At 69.6% G+C, this 16,991-nt stretch carries 18 protein-coding genes; 13 read left to right on the forward strand and 5 right to left on the reverse strand.

From position 1 onward, the window contains the following. Positions 1–2: 2 nt before the first annotated feature. A complete protein-coding gene (locus MSPGM_RS07445) occupies positions 3–1,529 on the reverse strand; it encodes an alginate export family protein (protein WP_043707997.1) in 1,527 nt (508 codons plus the stop codon). A gap of 324 nt (positions 1,530–1,853) precedes the next feature. On the opposite strand from MSPGM_RS07445, the gene pyrF reads away from it, so the two are divergent. Together pyrF and MSPGM_RS07455 are read left to right on the forward strand one after the other, a co-directional pair. Then, positions 1,854–2,552: an orotidine-5'-phosphate decarboxylase gene (gene pyrF / locus MSPGM_RS07450; protein ID WP_209688638.1), complete on the forward strand. Its 699-nt coding sequence runs from the start codon at positions 1,854–1,856 to the stop codon at positions 2,550–2,552. A gap of 2 nt (positions 2,553–2,554) precedes the next feature. Further along, complete coding sequence (locus MSPGM_RS07455) at positions 2,555–2,899, forward strand: DUF1330 domain-containing protein (RefSeq protein WP_003605408.1); 345 nt, start codon at positions 2,555–2,557, stop codon at positions 2,897–2,899. Between the two features lie 19 nt (positions 2,900–2,918). Here MSPGM_RS07455 and MSPGM_RS07460 read toward each other — a convergent pair whose 3' ends face one another. The 3 genes from MSPGM_RS07460 to dut all read right to left on the reverse strand — a co-directional run bounded on the left by MSPGM_RS07460 (position 2,919) and on the right by dut (position 4,674). Then, positions 2,919–3,542: a TetR/AcrR family transcriptional regulator gene (locus MSPGM_RS07460; RefSeq protein WP_261926243.1), complete on the reverse strand. Its 624-nt coding sequence runs from the start codon at positions 3,540–3,542 to the stop codon at positions 2,919–2,921. Positions 3,543–3,764: 222 nt separating this feature from the next. After that, positions 3,765–3,965, reverse strand: a complete 201-nt coding sequence (locus MSPGM_RS07465) for a hypothetical protein (protein ID WP_003605412.1) — start codon at positions 3,963–3,965, stop codon at positions 3,765–3,767. Positions 3,966–4,167: 202 nt separating this feature from the next. Continuing rightward, positions 4,168–4,674, reverse strand: coding sequence for a dUTP diphosphatase (gene dut / locus MSPGM_RS07470; RefSeq protein ID WP_003605413.1), 507 nt, complete (start codon positions 4,672–4,674; stop codon positions 4,168–4,170). A 96-nt stretch (positions 4,675–4,770) separates the two neighbouring features. Here dut and MSPGM_RS07475 point away from each other — a divergent pair, with 96 nt between their 5' ends. The 3 genes from MSPGM_RS07475 to MSPGM_RS07485 all read left to right on the forward strand — a co-directional run bounded on the left by MSPGM_RS07475 (position 4,771) and on the right by MSPGM_RS07485 (position 6,996). Further along, on the forward strand, positions 4,771–5,553 hold the full coding sequence (locus tag MSPGM_RS07475) for a DUF429 domain-containing protein (RefSeq protein WP_012752485.1): 783 nt from the start codon (positions 4,771–4,773) through the stop codon (positions 5,551–5,553). Further along, entirely contained in the window at positions 5,550–6,083 is a 534-nt protein-coding gene (locus MSPGM_RS07480; RefSeq protein ID WP_012752486.1) for an NUDIX hydrolase, read from the forward strand. Before MSPGM_RS07475 ends, MSPGM_RS07480 begins: the two co-directional genes overlap by 4 nt. A 226-nt stretch (positions 6,084–6,309) precedes the next feature. Further along, entirely contained in the window at positions 6,310–6,996 is a 687-nt protein-coding gene (locus MSPGM_RS07485) for a carbonic anhydrase (RefSeq protein WP_003605418.1), read from the forward strand. Between the two features lie 217 nt (positions 6,997–7,213). Here the strand turns inward: MSPGM_RS07485 and MSPGM_RS07490 are convergent, their stop codons facing one another. Next, positions 7,214–8,137 carry a 3'(2'),5'-bisphosphate nucleotidase CysQ gene (locus MSPGM_RS07490; protein ID WP_012752487.1) on the reverse strand — a complete coding sequence of 308 codons (924 nt, stop codon included), beginning with the start codon at positions 8,135–8,137 and terminating at the stop codon, positions 7,214–7,216. Between the two features lie 361 nt (positions 8,138–8,498). On the opposite strand from MSPGM_RS07490, the gene chpT reads away from it, so the two are divergent. From chpT to MSPGM_RS07530, 8 genes are all read left to right on the forward strand, one after another. After that, positions 8,499–9,239: a histidine phosphotransferase ChpT gene (gene chpT, locus MSPGM_RS07495; RefSeq protein ID WP_003606246.1), complete on the forward strand. Its 741-nt coding sequence runs from the start codon at positions 8,499–8,501 to the stop codon at positions 9,237–9,239. A 177-nt stretch (positions 9,240–9,416) separates the two neighbouring features. Continuing rightward, positions 9,417–12,164 carry a hybrid sensor histidine kinase/response regulator gene (locus tag MSPGM_RS07500; protein ID WP_003606248.1) on the forward strand — a complete coding sequence of 916 codons (2,748 nt, stop codon included), beginning with the start codon at positions 9,417–9,419 and terminating at the stop codon, positions 12,162–12,164. 32 nt (positions 12,165–12,196) lie between these two features. Next, positions 12,197–12,676: a chemotaxis protein CheW gene (locus MSPGM_RS07505; protein WP_003606250.1), complete on the forward strand. Its 480-nt coding sequence runs from the start codon at positions 12,197–12,199 to the stop codon at positions 12,674–12,676. 20 nt (positions 12,677–12,696) lie between these two features. Next, positions 12,697–13,119 (forward strand): PleD family two-component system response regulator, encoded by a 423-nt coding sequence (locus MSPGM_RS07510; protein WP_003606252.1) that lies wholly within the window; start codon positions 12,697–12,699, stop codon positions 13,117–13,119. 66 nt (positions 13,120–13,185) lie between these two features. Then, entirely contained in the window at positions 13,186–14,334 is a 1,149-nt protein-coding gene (locus MSPGM_RS07515; protein WP_012752488.1) for a chemotaxis response regulator protein-glutamate methylesterase, read from the forward strand. Next, on the forward strand, positions 14,334–15,191 hold the full coding sequence (locus MSPGM_RS07520; RefSeq protein ID WP_003607276.1) for a CheR family methyltransferase: 858 nt from the start codon (positions 14,334–14,336) through the stop codon (positions 15,189–15,191). Before MSPGM_RS07515 ends, MSPGM_RS07520 begins: the two co-directional genes overlap by 1 nt. A gap of 46 nt (positions 15,192–15,237) precedes the next feature. Then, positions 15,238–15,963: a 5-oxoprolinase subunit PxpB gene (gene pxpB / locus MSPGM_RS07525; RefSeq protein ID WP_003607274.1), complete on the forward strand. Its 726-nt coding sequence runs from the start codon at positions 15,238–15,240 to the stop codon at positions 15,961–15,963. Continuing rightward, positions 15,960–16,979, forward strand: coding sequence for a biotin-dependent carboxyltransferase family protein (locus MSPGM_RS07530; RefSeq protein WP_012752489.1), 1,020 nt, complete (start codon positions 15,960–15,962; stop codon positions 16,977–16,979). The genes pxpB and MSPGM_RS07530 overlap by 4 nt, the downstream gene beginning before the upstream one ends. The last annotated feature ends 12 nt before the right edge of the window (positions 16,980–16,991 follow it).

Below are 16,991 nucleotides of genomic sequence, written 5' to 3' on the forward strand. Positions count from 1 at the left end.
GTTCAGAAGAAGAACGTCGTCGTCATGTAGCCGTAGATCGTGTCGCCGGTGTTCGGCGCATTCGGCGCGTTGCGCAGCACATCGCCCTTGAGGAGGTAGGCGACGCCGCTGTCGAGCACGATCGAGCGCGGCACCAGCCAGTAGCGCACCCGCCCCTCGATCTGGTGGCCGGCGAAGCTGCCGGAGCGGCCGGTCCGGTCGCGTACGCCGGTGGCGGCGAAGCTGTCGGTCGGGTTTTCGAGCCAGAGGCTGCGGTAGTCGATGAAGGCGTCCCAATCGGGGTCCGGCGCGACCTCGAACCGGATGCCCGGCGAGATCAGGTTCGCCCGCTGAACGGCGCCGTAGAGGCTGGTCGGGCCGTAATCGAAGCGCCGCGCGCCGTAGAGCGTGTCGAAGCGGGTGTAGCTGTTGGGGTTGGCGCTGTCGCCGCTGGCGTGGTCGTAGTGGAGCGAGATCCGGGGCGCCCACGCGGTCTTGAAGGTGTAGCCGGCCTCGGCGTGCACGAAATAGGCCGACACGGGCACGTCGGTCACGTCGGTGATGGCGGCAGTGTTGCGCGCGACGCCGAGCTGACCGACCATTTCGAGTTCGTGGTCGAACTGCCCCGGCTTGGGCACGCGATAGAGCCGGAAGCCCGGCGTGAACAGGCGCCGGTCGCGGGTCTGGATGCCTTCGAGCTGCGAGCCGGAATCGCGTTCGAGCAGCCCGTAGCCGTAGGCCTCCAGGATGCCGCCGAGCACGCCCGCCTTGGTGAAGATGCCGCCGAAGAGCTGGGTGTCGAGGCCCTCGTGATCCCATTCGACGCTGTTGCTGAGGATGCCGGCGCGGTCGTCGGGCAGGCGGTAATGCGGCAGGGTGTAGAACAGGCGCAGCCGGTCCTTGGCCGCATTCTCCCAATCGTAGGCGATGCCGGTGAAGGCGTTGATGGTGTTGCGGAACTGGTTGCGGGCGATGAGGCGGCGCGAGCCGACATTCTGCGTGAAGCGCCCGACGGTGAGCGTGCTCACGGTGCCAAGGCCCGCGACATCTGCCATGTCGAAGCCGAGATAGGCCTGGCCGAGTTCGAACGCGTTCACCTCGGTGGTCGCGATGGAGTTCGAGTTCCGGCGCTGGAAATAGGCCCGGCTGTCGAAGATCTCGCCGCCGAACCGGACCGGGCCGCTGTCGTACTCGGCAAACAAAGTGGTTTGCATCGAAAACAGATCGTTGGTGGCCGGCGCGGGGGCGGGGCGGAACTGCCCGCCGAGCCCTTCGGCCCGCGGCCGGAAGCTGCCCTGGATCTTCCAGTTCTCGGGCTTGCCCAGGGCCTCGTAGAGGGCGAAGTACGGCTTCTGCTGCAGCGTCTGGCCCGGCGCGACCTGCGCGGAGGCCGCCACCGGAATCAGGCTGCCCAGAGCCGCCGCGAGACGGACCAAGCCTGTCACGGGCCGAGGCCTGGACTGTCGTACCGCGTGAAACACCCGGCCGCGTCTTCCGAACACATCGGATCTGTCAGCCCGTTGCAGGCTAGACTCGAACATACCGAACACAGGAACCCCTCGATATTCAATTTTTGTCGGATTGTTCGGGATTATGTTCGTAAGAGATTGGCGTTAAAACAGGAAAGTATGCCAATTTTCCAGGATTCGAGAGGAGTTCATCGTGCATAGACACACAAAAACCGAGAACAATCTCTCATGTCCAATCTACGAGAAAGAACGATATTTAATCCGCCACACCGGCTGAATTTCACGGCAGGGATATCGCGCAACGGTTGCAGCGGCGTCTCGCCCCACCCGAGATCCGGCGTTGACAGGCGGCCCTTCTTGGGAGGATCGCTGCCGGCGCGCTTCCATCCACGTAACGAGAGCCCGATGCCGGAGAGTGCCGACCCTCGCGACCGCCTGATCGTCGCCCTCGACCTGCCCGACGTGGAGGCGGCGGAGCGGCTCGTCTCGCGCCTCGGCGACGCGGCGACCTTCTACAAGATCGGCTACCGGCTGGCCTATGCGGGCGGGCTCGATTTCGCCGCGCGGCTGGCGAAGAGCGGCAAGAAGACCTTTCTCGATCTCAAGCTCCACGACATCGGCAACACCGTCGAGGAGGGGGTGCGCTCGGCCTCGGCCCTGGGCGCGACCTTCCTGACGGTGCACGCCTATCCGCAGACCATGCGCGCGGCCGTGCGTGGACGGGGGCCGGGCCTGAAGATTCTCGCCGTCACCGTGCTGACCTCCTACGATGACGCCGACGCGGCCGAAGCCGGCTACGCGCTCCCCGTCGCCGACCTCGTGGCGCGCCGCGCGGAGCAGGCGGCTGAGATCGGCATCGACGGGATCGTCTGCTCGGCGGCCGAAGCCGGAGCGGTGCGCGACCGGATCGGCCCGTCGGGGTTGATCGTGACGCCCGGCATCCGCCCGGCGGGCGCGGAGGCCGGCGACCAGAAGCGCGTGATGACGCCGGGGCAGGCGCGAGCGGCGGGCATCGACCATGTGGTGGTCGGACGCCCGATCACCGGCGCCGACGACCCCCGCGCCGTCGCACAGAGAATCGTTGCCGAGATGGAGGACGCTTAGACATGGCCAAGGGCTTTTGGATCGTGCGGGTCGATGTGAGCGACGCGGAGGCCTACAAGGCCTATGCGGCCGCCAACGGTGCCGCCTTCGCCCGGTTCGGCGGGCGCTTCCTCGTGCGCGGCGGCGCCTTCGAAGCCGTGGCGGGGCAGGCGCGGGCGCGCAACGTCATCGTCGAGTTCCCGAGCTACGACGACGCCCTCGCCTGCTGGAATTCCGACCTCTACCAATCCGCCCGCGCCCTGCAGAAGGGCGGCGCCGAGGCCGACATCCTGGTGATCGAAGGGTATGACGGACCGCAGCCCGTCGTCTCCGAGCCCTCGCCGATGCCGGGCACCGCGTCGGAGTAGACCCTCGCGCCGGGCGGGTTCAGCCGCCCGACCGCAGGGCGCCGAGCAGGAAAGCAATCATCACCGGCAGCGGCGGCTGGATCGTGTTGGGCTGGCGCCCCACCAGCATCGGGTGGCAGTAGCGAGTGATCCCGGCCTGGAGGCAGGCCGCCGCGCTCTTCGGATCGGCGACGGTGAAAACACCCTCACGCACGCCGTCGGCCACCACCCGCGCCAGCACCGCGCCGATGCGATCGAGATGCGCTTGGCAGACGCCCCAGCTCTCGCTCATCGCCACTTCGACCATTTCGTGGACGCGCGGATGCGCCTCGAAGCGGCGGCGGCAATCGTCGTGGAGCGCGGTGACGATCCGGGTGAGCCGCTCGGGCGCGTCGAGCTTCGGCGCATCGGCGATCGCGACGATCATCGCCTCGATCTCAGCGGTCACCTGCTCGACCACCGCCTCGTTGATCGCCTTCTTCGATTCGAAGAAGCGATAGACGTTGGCCGGACTCATCTTGAGGGTGCGGGCGATGTCGGCGACCGTGGTCTTCTGATAGCCAATGTCTTGGAACGACCGGGCCGCCGCCTCCACGATCCGGTCACGCGTCGTCGGCGCGGCTTCGCTGGACGACGGAAGAATCTGAGCCGTGGCGGCGGGCATCGTTGTCAGTACCTAAGCTTCGACTCCGGCTGCTTGGAAAACGTGCGAGTCCGGTGATCCGGTCCTCAAAGCGGAAGTTGTGCAAGCCGTTCCACACACAAGCACTTAGCCGATGAAAGAACGCTGAAAATATGGACCGGCCGCTCGCAGGATGCCGGCCCGTGCCGATTCTGACGCAGGGCCGGGAGCCGGCGGAACACGGTCAGGTCCTGAAGCGAACCGTCAGGAGCCGAATTGCGAGCCGAGCTGTTCGAGATACTCGGCCAAGTCGAGACCACCGACGCGCCGACCGTACTCGAACCGCATCCCGCGTCGAATATCGACCTGGGTCGATCGGGTGTTGAGCGTGAACGGTTTCACACAGATCCAGGCGCCGTCGGTGCGGTGCTCGAAGAAACCGAGGATGTCGTGGGGGGCGGCCATGGTTTGTCTCGCAGGTGGATGCGGAGATCCAACGGCATACTGACAAAAGAGTTCAATCGTTCCGGCGTCGTTTCCCTCGAACAAGCTTGCTCGGACGATGGCAAGCTTGTCCGGACGACGGGAAGTGCTTCGAATGGCCAAGCTTGTACTGAAGTTTGCCGAAGATCGTCGGCGGGGTGGGTTCCCGTGATTGAGCCGGCTTTCAGCGCCGGCCGGTCGAGCCGAAGCCGCCCTGTCCCCTGCTTCCTTGCCCCCCTCCCCCTGGCCCGCTCTTCTCCGGCGCGCCGTCGCAGATCTCGAAATCCGGCCGCAGGACGCGGGTGAAGACGAGCTGCGCGATGCGCTCCCCCGGCTCGATGCGGATCGCCGCGCCGCTGACGGGCGGGTTGCGGTTCCAGGCGGAGATCAGGAGCGGGCCCTCGTAATCGGCATCGATCACCCCGGTGCCGTTGCCGAGCACCAAGCCCTCCCGGTGCCCGAGGCCGGAGCGGGCAAAGACCAGTCCGCACCAGTCGGACTCACCGATCCGCAGGGAGAAGCCGGCCGGGATCAGCGCGGGCGGCGCCTGCGGCTCCAGCACCAGAGGGGCGTCGAGGCAGGCATGCAGATCGAGCCCCGCCGCCGCGATGCTGCCCCAGCGGGGAAAGCCCCATTCGGCAAGCCGCGGATCGAGGATGTGAAAGCCGACCTTCGAAGGGGATTGTGACAAAGGGGACTTCTCGACGTCCGGGTGAGACTGCGGAAAAGCTTTCTCCGAAGCGGCGGCATGGGGCAATCGGGGGCCGGGAGCAATCGGGGTGAGCGGATGGCACGCTGGGTGGCGGGGCTCGATGGGTGCCGTGGGGCCTGGGCGGGCGCCCTGATCGATCTCGACGATCCGGCACGCTGGCGCTGCGCCCGCTTCCCGCGGGTGATCGACCTGCTCGACGGGCCGGAGGCTCCGGTCTGCGTCGGCATCGACGTGCCGATCGGCCTGCCCGACCGGGTGAGCGGGGGACGCTCGGCCGACCGGGCGGCGCGGGCGTTTCTCGGAGCGGGGCGTTCCAGCGTCTTCCCGGTGCCGCCCCGCGCGGCGGTCTATGCCGGGAGCTACGACGAGGCGAAGGCCCTGTCGCGGGCGCATTCGGAGCCGCCCTTCGCGCCCTCGATCCAGTGCTGGAACATCCTGCGCTACGTGCGAGAAGCCGACGAACTCCTGCGCGCGCGGTCCGATCTCGTGACGCGCCTGCACGAGGTGCATCCGGAGGTCGCCTTCTTCCGCCTCAATGGCGAGCAGCGTCTCGGGGCCGGCAAGAAGGGCCCGGCCCGTGCCGAGGGTCTTGCCGCGCGCCGGGCCCTCCTGATCGCCGCCGGGCTGCCCGCGGCGATGGTCGGTTCGCCGCCGCCGCCGGGTGTCGCTGCCGACGACCATCTCGACGCCATGGCCGCCCTCGTCGTCGCCCGCGACATCGCCGAGGGCCGCGCCGAGCCGCTTCCCAACGCGATCGAGCGCGACAGCTATGGCCTGCCGATCGTGATCTGGGCGCCTGCACCCCTTTCCGCGCCCCTTCCTGCGCCGCAATCGGTGCCCCTTGCCATGAGGAGTTGAGCCCCGTGACCGATCACCCCGACACGGATCTGCCGACCCGCGACATCGCCCGCGCCCTGGTCTTCGATCCTTCGAACCGCCTTCTCCTGATCGAGTACGAGGCGGTGCGCCCGATCGATCCAGCCGATCCCGATGCCCGCGGCTTCTGGTTCATGCCCGGCGGCGGGCTGGAGCCGGGCGAGAGCCACGAGGAGGCCTGCCGGCGCGAACTCTCGGAGGAGATCGGCGTCGCAGACGTGGAACTCGGACCCTGCGTCGCGGTCTGCGACGGCCCGTTCCACCTGTTCCGCAAGCCGCGTCATGCCCGCGAGCGCTACTTCGTGGTCCGGCTCGCGAGCGACCGCGTCGATACCAGTCGGCTGGCCGAGACCGAGGACAATCCCGTCCGCGGCACCCGCTGGTGGCCGCTCGATGAACTCGCGGCTTCCGCCGAGCGTGTGGAGCCCGCGGGACTGGCCAAGCTGGCGCAACGAATCGCCGCTGGTGACGTTCCGGACCAGCCCTTCCGCCTCACTTGGCGGGACGCTTGAGCTTCCTCTCACGGCATGCCAACCGCCCCGTGCGGCGAGCGCGCCGATGTGTGGAGGCCGCGCGCGCTTGTCCGGCCGGCATCGGGGATCGACGCCCCGGCCTTCGCCCGCGCCATAGGCCACACGCCATGTGCGCAAGCGCATCCGCCGGAGGGGATGGATTCGGCGGGTCAGACCGTTTGGTATGCGCGTCACCAATTCAGCAACGATGAAAGGACAACCGCCCATGTTTCCTCAGGTTCTGACCGACGGTTACCGCAGCTTCCTCGGCGAGCGGCTGCCGAACGAGCGGCGCAAATACGAGATGCTCGGCAAGGAAGGCCAGGAGCCTGAAGTCCTGCTGATCGGCTGCTGCGACAGCCGCGTCGCCCCCGAGGTGATCTTCAATACGGGCCCGGGCCAGATATTCACCATCCGCAACGTGGCCAACATCGTGCCGCCCTCCCAGCCCGACGGCGCCTATCACGGCACCTCTTCGGCGATCGAGTTCGCGGTGCAGGCCTTGAAGGTGAAGCACATCGTCGTGCTCGGCCACGCCACCTGCGGCGGCATCAAGGCGGCCGGTTTCGGTGCCGAGCCGCTCTCCTCGGGCAACTTCATCGGCAGCTGGGTCTCGCTGGTCGAGCCGGCGACGAAGAAGCTCGCCGAGGCCGGCGATAGCAAGGACAAGGAGGGCTACCTCACCCGCCTCGAATACACGATGATCGGGCAGAGCCTCGAAAACCTGATGACCTTCGACTTCATCCGCGAGGCGGTCGAGGCGGGCAAGCTGCACCTGCACGGCGCGCATTTCGGCATCGAGACGGGTGAGCTGCGCATCCGCAACCCGAACACCGGCGAGTTCGAATCCGTGGTCTCCCGCGACGGCCAGTCGCTCGCGGCGTCCGCCCTGATCGGCTGCACCGCGGCTTAAAACTGACTGGGTGAGGTCCTCGGCGGCCGTCCCCATTGGTCTCGTCTGCCGAGCACAAGGTCCGCCCGGCGGGCCGAGATCGGACGCCTCATGAGGCGCGTCTCAGGGGCATGGTGCTGAAGGCAAGCCCGGACGAGGCGGTCCGCTCTTTCGGAGTGGGCCGTCTCATCGCCCGAGCCACCCTGACCACGATCTCTGCAGGTACGGCGTTCCCTCGCTATTCCTGCCCGGCGGCCTCAACCGCCGCCCCCGCGCGGCGCCGGTCGAAATAGGACAAGGCGCTCTGCTGCGGCAGGGTGAGGGCGTCGCGATAGGCCGCCGAGGCGAGCGCCGCGAAGGGGCCGTTGCGGTAGAAGCGGGCATGATGGCCATAGGTGATCGTGGCGCCGTCCGGCCCGACGACGCGCCCGCCGGCCATGGTCAGCACGTGGTCGCCGGCCGCCGTGTCCCACTCCATGGTGGGGACGCAGCGCACGTAGAGATCCGCCTCGCCCGCCGCGATCAGGCAGAACTTGAGCGCCGAGGACGTGACCCGCCGCTCGCGGATCGGCAGCCGGTCCAGGCAGGCATCGGTGTCGCTGTCGCCGTGCAGGCGGCTGACGAGGGCGACGAGACCGTCGGCGGGGGCCGCGCGCACGCCCACCGGCCGGAACGCGCCCGGCCGCCCCTCGCGGATCGGCGCCTCGCGGGCCGTGGTGCCCGCCGCCCAGACCCGGTTGAGCCCCGGCGCCGCCAAAGCGGCGGCGATCGGACGGTCTCCCTGAACGAGGCCGATATTGACGCAGTACTGTTCGCTGCCGGCGAGGAAGTCGCGGGTGCCGTCGAGCGGATCGACGAGGAAGAACAAGGGTGCGGGCTGCGCGGTGCCGGAAGTCTCCTCGGCGATCACCGGGATGCCGGGGAAAGCTCGTCCCAGTGCCGCGACGATCAGCTCTTCGGAGCGGGTGTCGGCGAGGCTGGCCGGCGAGCCGTCGGGCTTGATGACGTGCGGGCAGTCGCTGCCGTGATAACCCCGCAGAATGCGCCCGGCCTCGCAGGCGATTCCGGCCAGCTGCTCCGCGATGGCGTCCCGCATCGCCGCCGGAACGGGAGCCGTCAGGGACGCCGGCGGATCGGCCAGAATGGGAGCGGGGGCGGTCATCGTAATGTCTTCAATGACGGAACCGGGCTTGTCGATCCGAAGTCTGAGCAAATCCGGTGCGCAAGCCCGCGTGATCCGGTCCCCATGAGCGCCGGTTGCGGCGAATTGGGGACATCTGCGCCGTCGCGGCGGCCTTCACCGAGCCATGAGCCTCGCAAGGGGGATCGACGATCTGCCGTGGCGCCGTCGTACGGGACCGGCGAGCCAGACGGATTGATGTCGCCGGCTTTCCAAAGCGGCCGCCGGTGACTATTCGCTTGGCCCTATCCGGTGTCCGCCGCATCCGAGGGGCAGGCCACCTCCGCGATCGACGACACCACTTCACGACAGCCGGTTTCGACAACCGGGAACGGAGCGCGCCATGAGCGGTACCAGCAGCCTCACCCTCGACGCCCTCGATCTCTCGGCGCTGCTGTGCTCGCGCGTGTGCCACGACGTGATCAGCCCGATCGGCGCGATCGTGAACGGTCTCGAAGTGCTGGAGGATGACGACGACCCCTCGATGCGCGAATTCGCCCTCGAGCTGATCCGCAAGAGCGCGCGCACCGCCTCGGCCCGGATCCAGTTCGCCCGTATCGCCTTCGGCGCGGCGGGCTCGGCTGGCGCCTCGATTGATCTGGCCGATGCCGAGAAGGTCTCGAAGGCCATGTTCGCCGACGAGAAGACGCAGATCGCCTGGAGCGCGCCGCAGGCGCTGTTTCCGAAGAACAAGGTCAAGCTGCTGCTCAACCTCGTGGTGATCGCGTCGAGCGCGATCCCGCGCGGCGGCCTGATCGACGTGGCGGTGACCGGCGGCGGCGACGCCCCGCGCTTCGTCCTGCGCGCCAAGGGCAGCCATGCCCGCATCCCGCCCCATGTCGAGGGGCTGATCGCCGGCACGCCCGAGGGCGGCACTGTGGATGCCCACGGCATCCTGCCGTTCTATGCCGGCCTCGTCGCCCGCGCGGCGGCGATGGACGTGCGCTTCACCATCGAGGGCGACGAGGTGACGGTCACCGCCACGCCGACCGAGGCCGCGGTCGGGCTGCCCGGCGCGCCCGCCCCCAGCATCGAGGACGAGCGCCCCTCCGACAGCGCCCCGCCGGATACGCAGCTCGCCTGACGTGGCCGACCCCGCAACTATCCCGCGGGAAAGCAGGCCGGGGCCGGTTCGCGCAAATTCTTGCGGCTGTCTTCTCAAAACAATTGTGAAGTCGGCCCCGCCCTCAACGCTTCAATAACTTTCCCAGGTGAGAGTGCTCGTCGCACGTCCCTTTGTGCGCGTAGACGAGTACCCCCCATGGACGATCTGCTTCGCGAGTTTCTGGTCGAGAGCGCCGAGCATCTGGACACCGTCGATGCGGAGCTGGTCCGTTTCGAACAGGACCCCAATAACCAGCAGATCTTGCGCAACATCTTCCGGCTCGTCCACACCATTAAGGGGACGTGCGGGTTTCTCGGCCTGCCGCGCCTCGAAGCGCTTGCGCACGCCGCCGAGACCCTGATGGGACGCTTCCGCGACGGCTATCCCGTCAGCGGCGCCTCGGTCACGCTGATCCTGGCCACCCTCGACCGGCTCAAGGCGATCCTCGGCGACCTGGAAGCCACCGGCTCCGAGCCGGCCGGCACCGACGACGACCTGATCGGGGCCCTGGAGAAGATGGCCTCCGACGAATCGCCCGCCGCCGCTGCCCCGCCCCCGCCGCCGCTTCCCGAGCTGCCGCCGATCGTCGAGCGCGAGCTCAAGCCCGGTGAAGTGTCGCTGGACGATCTCGAACGGGCTTTCATGGAAGCCCCCGGCCCCGACGATTTTGCCGCCGCGCCCGCCATCAATGCCCCGGCCCACGTTTTCGACGCCGGCGAGCCTGCGTTCGACAGCGCGCCCGAGCCCGCCGCCCCCGTCCAGGCTCCGGAGCGCCCTGCGGCCCCGGCCGCTGCGTCTCCCGCCGCCGAGGGCGGTGAGAGCGCCGTGGCTGCCAAGGTGCAGACGATCCGCGTGAACGTCGACACCATCGAACACCTGATGACGATGGTCTCGGAACTGGTGCTGACCCGCAACCAGCTCCTCGAGATCGCCCGCCGCCACGAGGATTCCGGCTACAAGGTTCCGCTCCAGCGCCTCAGCCACGTCACGGCCGAGCTGCAGGAAGGCGTGATGAAGACGCGCATGCAGCCGATCGGCAATGCGTGGCAGAAGCTGCCCCGCGTCGTGCGCGACCTCTCGGCCGAACTCGGCAAGGGCATCGACCTCGTGATGTCGGGCGCCGAGACCGAACTCGACCGCCAGGTGCTCGACGTCATCAAGGACCCGCTCACCCACATGGTGCGCAACTCGGCCGATCACGGCATCGAGTCCACCAACGAGCGCCTCAAGGCCGGCAAGCCCGCCCGCGGCTCGATCCGCCTCTCCGCCTACCACGAGGGCGGCACGATCACGATCGAGATCGCCGACGACGGCAAGGGCCTCGACCTCGCCGCGATCCGCAAGAAGGCGATCGAGCGCAACTTCGCGCCTGCCGCCGACATCGAGCGGATGACCGACGCGCAGGTCGCGAAGTTCATCTTCCACGCCGGCTTCTCCACCGCCAAGGCGATCACCTCGGTCTCCGGCCGCGGCGTCGGCATGGACGTGGTCAAGACCAATATCGAGACCATCGGCGGCGTGGTCGACATCGCCACCGAACTCGGCAAGGGCACCACCTTCACCATCAAGATCCCGCTGACGCTCGCCATCGTCTCGGCGCTGATCGTCAAGGCCGGCGCGCAGCGCTACGCCGTTCCGCAGATCGCGGTGCTCGAACTGGTGCGGGTCGATCCCAAGGGTGACAACACCAGCGCGAACTCGATCGAGCGCATCCACGGCGCCCCGGTGCTGCGCCTGCGCGAGCGGCTCCTGCCGATCGTCACCCTCAACGGGCTGATGCGCGGGCAGGCGACCGTCGAGGAGGGCGAGGTCGTCGAGTCCGGCTTCGTGGTGGTGGCCCAGGTCGGCCGGCAGCGCTTCGGCGTGCTGGTGGACGAGGTCTTCCACACGGAAGAAATCGTCGTGAAGCCGATGTCGTCGAAGCTGCGGCACATCCCGCTCTTTGCCGGCAACACGATCCTCGGCGACGGCGCCGTGGTGCTGATCGTCGACCCCAACGGCGTCGCCAAGCTGGTGGGCCAGAGCGCGCAGTCCGGTGCGGCGACGGAAACCGAGTCCGACGAGGTCGAGGCCGGCGACGCCAAGGCGACGCTCCTCGTGTTCAAGGGGGGTGCCGGCGGCTTCAAGGCGGTGCCGCTCTCGCTCGTCACCCGCCTCGAGGAGATCGACGCCTCGAAGATCGAGCATCTCGGCGGGCGTCCGCTGATCCAGTACCGCGGCCGCCTGATGCCGCTGGTGCCGGCCGATCCCTCGGTTCCGATCCGCTCGGAGGGCAACCAGGCGCTGGTCGTGTTCTCCGACGGCGACCGGGCGATGGGCCTCGTCGTGGACGAGATCGTCGACATCGTCGAGGAACGCCTCGACATCGAGATCTCGGCCGACCGCTCCGACCTCATCGGCTCGGCGGTGCTGCGGGGTCGGGCGACCGACATCATCAACATCGCCCACTTCCTGCCGCTCGCCTACGACGACTGGGCGCGGGGCCCGCGCAAGACGGTGGTCAAGGCGCCCTCGCTCCTGCTCGTGGACGACTCGGCCTTCTTCCGCGACATGCTCACCCCCGTCCTCAAGGCGGCGGGCTACAGCGTGACGACCGCGTCCTCCGCCGAGGAGGCGCTCGGTCTGCTCAAGGGGAGCGCCGGCCTCGACCTCGTGGTCAGCGATCTCGACATGCCCGGCCGCAGCGGCTTCGACCTCGTCGCCGCCATGCGCAAGAGCGGCGGGCGGCTGGCCGAGATGCCGGTGATCGCGCTCACCGGCACGGTCGCCCCCGACGCCATCGAACAGGCGCGGCGCCTCGCGATCAGCGATCTCGTCGCCAAGTTCGACCGCAGCGGCCTGCTCGCGGCGCTCGCCGAGATCGGCGAAGCCGCCCAGGCGGCCGACGCCCGCGCCGCTGCCTGAACCACGAACGGACCGGAAGAGGAGACGCCGCCATGCAGGCCGCCAACGGAAACACCGTTCCCACCGACACCACCGACTACGTCACCGTCTTCGTCGGCGAGACGATGTTCGGGCTCACCATCGACCGGGTGCACGACGTGTTCGTGCCCGCCGGCATCACCCCGGTGCCGCTCGCGCCCCGGGAAATCGTCGGCCTCCTGAACCTGCGCGGACGGGTCGTCACGGCCCTGTGCCTGCGCCGCCGCCTCGGCATCCCCGGCCGTGAGGCCGGTGCGGCCGAGATGGCGATCGGCCTGGAGCAGGCGGGCGAGACCTTCGCGCTCATCGTCGACGGTGTCGGCGAGGTGCTGAAGCTCGGCGCCGACACGCAGGAGCCGGTGCCGATCAACCTCGATCCCCGCTGGCGCGACCTCTCGCTCGGCGTCCACCGCCTCGACGGGCGCCTCCTGGTCATCCTCGACGTCGATGCGCTGCTCGCCTTCGGCGACGCCCGCGAGGCGAAGGTCGCCTGAAGCCAAGGGATGCCCGCACGATGACCGGCCCGATCAAGAACTCGACCAAGAACGTGGCGAAGACGGCGCTGATCGTCGATGACTCGGCGGTGATCCGCAAGGTCGCCCGCCGCATCCTGGAGACCCTCGACTTCAGCGTCCGCGACGCGGAGGACGGCGCCACGGCGCTGGTGATGTGCGCGGAAGCGATGCCGACGGTGATCCTGCTCGACTGGAACATGCCGAACATGGACGGCTACGAGGTGCTGCGGCTCCTGCGTCAGTCCCCGCTCGGCGACCAGCCGAAGGTTCTGTTCTGCACCACCGAGAACGATGTCGGCGCCATCGCCCGAGCGCTTCACGCCGGCGCCGACGAGTACATCATGAAGCCCTTCGACCGGGAAATCATGATGGCCAAGCTCGATCTGGTCGGCTTCGCGGTGCATCCGTCCGAAGCCGCCTGATCCGTCTCCGGGGGCTTGCCCAGGCCTCCGCCCCTTCGTTCGCTCCCCCGGAAACGAGTTCCCCCCATGTCGGCATTCCCGGCCGTCGCACACGCTCCGGCGGCGCGCAGCCCGATCAAGGTGCTGGTCGCCGACGATTCGGCTGTGGTGCGCGGGCTCGTCTCGCGCTGGCTCGGCGAGGCGGGCCACGAGGTGGTCGCCACCGCGCCCAACGGCCGCGCCGCCGTGGACGCGCTGGCCCGCTGCAACCCCGACGTGGTGCTCCTCGACATCGAGATGCCGGAACTCGACGGCATCCAGGCCCTGCCCCTGATGCTCGCCAAGCAGCCGGGGATCCAGGTCGTGATGATGTCGACGCTGACCCAGCGCAACGCCGATGTCTCCCTGCGCTGCCTTGCGCTCGGCGCGGTCGATTACATCCCCAAGCCCGAGAGCAACCGCGGCGTCACCACCTCGGACGGCTTCCGCAACGACCTGATCGAGCGCATCCGGGTGTTCGGGGCCGCCCGCGCCCGTCGTCGACCGGGGCTGACCGCGGTCGAATCCGCCTCCTCCGCGGCGCCCGCCGCACCGGCCGTCTCGCGCCTGTCGGGCACGGTGACGCTGCGGCCGAAGCCGCGCACCGTGGTGCCGCCGCGCGCCCTGCTGATCGGCTCCTCGACCGGCGGCCCGCGGGCGGTCGGCGAGGTGCTGGAGAAGATCGGCGCGGCCACGCTCCGACGCCTGCCGGTGCTGATCGTGCAGCACATGCCGCCGGTCTTCACCGCTGTCTTCGCCGAACATCTCGGCGCCCGGATCGGGCTGCCGGCGGCCGAGGGCAAGGCCGACGAGCGGTTGCAGCCCGGCCGCATCTATGTCGCCCCGGGCGGGCGCCACATGCGGCTCGCGGGCTCCGCGGCCGAGACCATCATCCGCCTCGACGACGGGCCACCGGTGAACTTCTGCCGCCCGGCGGTGGACGTGATGTTCCTCGATGCCGCCGCGCTCTACGGCGGGGCGACGCTGAGCGTCATCCTCACCGGCATGGGCTCGGACGGCACGGCGGGCTCCCGCGCGCTGGTCGAGGCCGGCGGCATCCTCCTCGCTCAGGACGAAGCCACCAGCACGGTCTGGGGCATGCCCGGCAGCGTCGCCAAAGCGGGCCTGTGCCACGCCGTCCTCCCGCTCCCCGAGATCGGACCGGCTCTGCGCAACGCGATCGCGGAGCGGGTTTGATGACCGAAGCGGATTTCGCGTTCCTGCGCGACTATCTCAGGAAGCGTTCCGGGCTGAGCCTCGGCGCAGAGAAGCGCTATCTCGTCGAGAGCCGGCTCACCCCCGTCTGCCGCCGTTTCAACATCGCGACCCTGACCGACCTCGTCGGCACCCTGCGGGTGTCCCGCGAGGGGACGCTGGAGAAGGCGGTGGTCGAGGCGATGACCACCAACGAGACGTTCTTCTTCCGCGACCGCGCGCCGTTCGACCTGTTCCGCGACGTGCTGCTGCCGAAAGCCATCGCCGCCCGCAGCCCCCAGCGGCGCCTGCGGATCTGGTCGGCGGCGGCCTCCACGGGGCAGGAGCCGTACTCGCTCGCGATGATGATCCAAGAGGCCGCGGCGCAACTCGCCGGCTGGCAGATCGAGATCGTCGGCACCGACCTCTCGACCGAGGTCTTGGAGAAGGCGCGGCTGGGCCTCTACAGCCATTTTGAGGTGCAGCGCGGCCTGCCGGTGCAGCTCCTCGTGAAGCACTTCACCCAGGTCGGCGAGCAGTGGCGGATCAGCCCGTCGCTCGCGGGGATGGTGAGCTTCCGGCCGCTCAACCTGTTGAACCCGTTCGAGCATCTCGGCCAGTTCGACATCGTCTACTGCCGCAACGTGCTGATCTATTTCGACGCGCCGACCAAGACCGACGTGCTGGAGCGGATCGCCAAGACGCTCGCCCCCGACGGCGCGCTGCTGCTCGGCGCCGCCGAGACCGTGATCGGCCTGACCGAGGCGCTGGTGCCCGATCCCCAGCACCGCGGCCTCTACCGCCAAGCGGCGGCCGCCGGGCGGACGGCGGTGCCCCACCGCCTCGCGTCCGGGTTCTAAAAATCGACGTCTCGCGGCGGGCTGCCCGATTGGGTAACCTGCCGCCATGACGCACGACGCGCCGCGGCTGCTGCCCTGCGGAGACACGGCCTTCACCATTGAGTTCGGCTCAGGCATCGATGCGCGCCTCAGCGCCCGCGTGCTGGCCCTCGATACGGCGCTCGCGGAGCGGGCCCTCCCCGGCGTGCTTGAGACGGTGCCGACCTACCGCTCGCTGACCGTCCATCTCGATCCGCTCCGCGCCGACCCGGCCGAACTCGGCCGCGCCGTCCTGGCGCTCGCGGGCGAACCGCTCGCGGCGGTCCCGGCGCCGCGCCTGTGGCGCATCCCCGTGGTCTATGGCGGCGCGTTCGGGATCGATCTCGACGCGGTCGCCGCCCATCACGGGCTCACGCCCGAAGGGGTGATCGCGCGCCACAGCGCCCCCGAATACCGGGTCGCGATGATCGGCTTCCTGCCGGGCTACGCCTATCTCGAAGGGCTCGATTCCGGACTCGCCCTGTCGCGCCGCCCCAGCCCGCGCCCCGTGACGCCGGCCGGCACCATCTCCATCGGCGGCGCCCAGGCGCTGGTGGCGAGCATCGCGGCCCCGAGCGGCTGGCATCTTCTCGGGCGAACCCCCGAAAAGACCTTCGTGCCCGAGCGCGACCCCGTCTTCCTGCTCCGCCCCGGCGACCGGGTGCAGTTCGTCCCGACCCCGGCCGAGCGCTGGGACGCGCTCGCCGCCGCGGCGGAGGCCGGCGAACCGGTGGCCGAGTTGTGCGCGGGATGAGCGCCCACCTCCACATCACCCGCCTCACCGGCGCGGCCTCGCTTCAGGATTGCGGACGGCGCGGCTTTCTCCGCTTCGGGCTTTCGGCCTCCGGGCCGATGGACCCGCTCGCCTTCGCCGCCGCCAACCGCCTCGTCGGCAACCCGGCCGATGCGGCGGCGCTCGAACTCGGACTGGCTGCGGCGAGCCTACGCGTCGAGGGCGGGGCGGTGCACCTCGCGCTGGCGGGGGCGCCGAGCGGGCTGCGCCTCGATGGCGAGCCGCTCGCCGCGCATCGCTCCTTCGTCCTGCGCGAGGGCTCGGCGCTGACGGTCGAGCGGCCGCGCGAGGGCGTGTTCGCCTATCTCGCGGCGGCCGGCGGCTTTCCCGTCCGCAGCGTGATGGGCAGCCGGGCGCTCCACCAGCGCGCGGCACTCGGCGGCCTCGACGGGCGCCCATGCCGCGAGGGCGACCGCCTGCCGCTCGCCGCCCCGGCCTCGGGTGAAGCGGACCACAGCCTCGATCCGATCCCGCTGGAGCGCGAGGCGCCGATCCGCGTCGTCCTCGGGCCGCAGGACGACCTGTTTTCGCAAGCCGGCCTCGCGACGTTCTTGGCCGAGACCTTCACGGTGTCGAATCGGGCCGACCGGATGGGCTATCAGCTCGACGGACCGGAGATCGCCCACGGCGCGGGCGGCTTCAACATCGTCTCCGACGCGACCGTGTCCGGGTCGGTGCAGGTGCCGGGTTCGGGCCGCCCCATCGTCCTGCTCGCCGACCGCCAGACCACCGGCGGCTACCCGAAGATTGCCAGCGTGATCTCCGCCGACCTCAGGCGGATCGCCCAGCGCCGGCCGGGCGAGCCGGTGCGGTTCGCGGCGGTCGATCTCGCCACCGCCACCCGGCTTGCCCGCGAGGCGGCGGCGCGGATCGCGGCCCTGGGCACCCGCCTCCGGCCGGTCGAGGGCGAGGCCGAGCGGCTGATGGCGGCCAACCTCGCCGGCGCGGCGGTGGACGCTTTGCGCGCGGAGGATTGATCTTTTTTGCCG

The organism is Methylorubrum sp. GM97 (assembly GCF_024347855.1).
Classification (GTDB): domain Bacteria; phylum Pseudomonadota; class Alphaproteobacteria; order Rhizobiales; family Beijerinckiaceae; genus Methylobacterium; species Methylobacterium extorquens.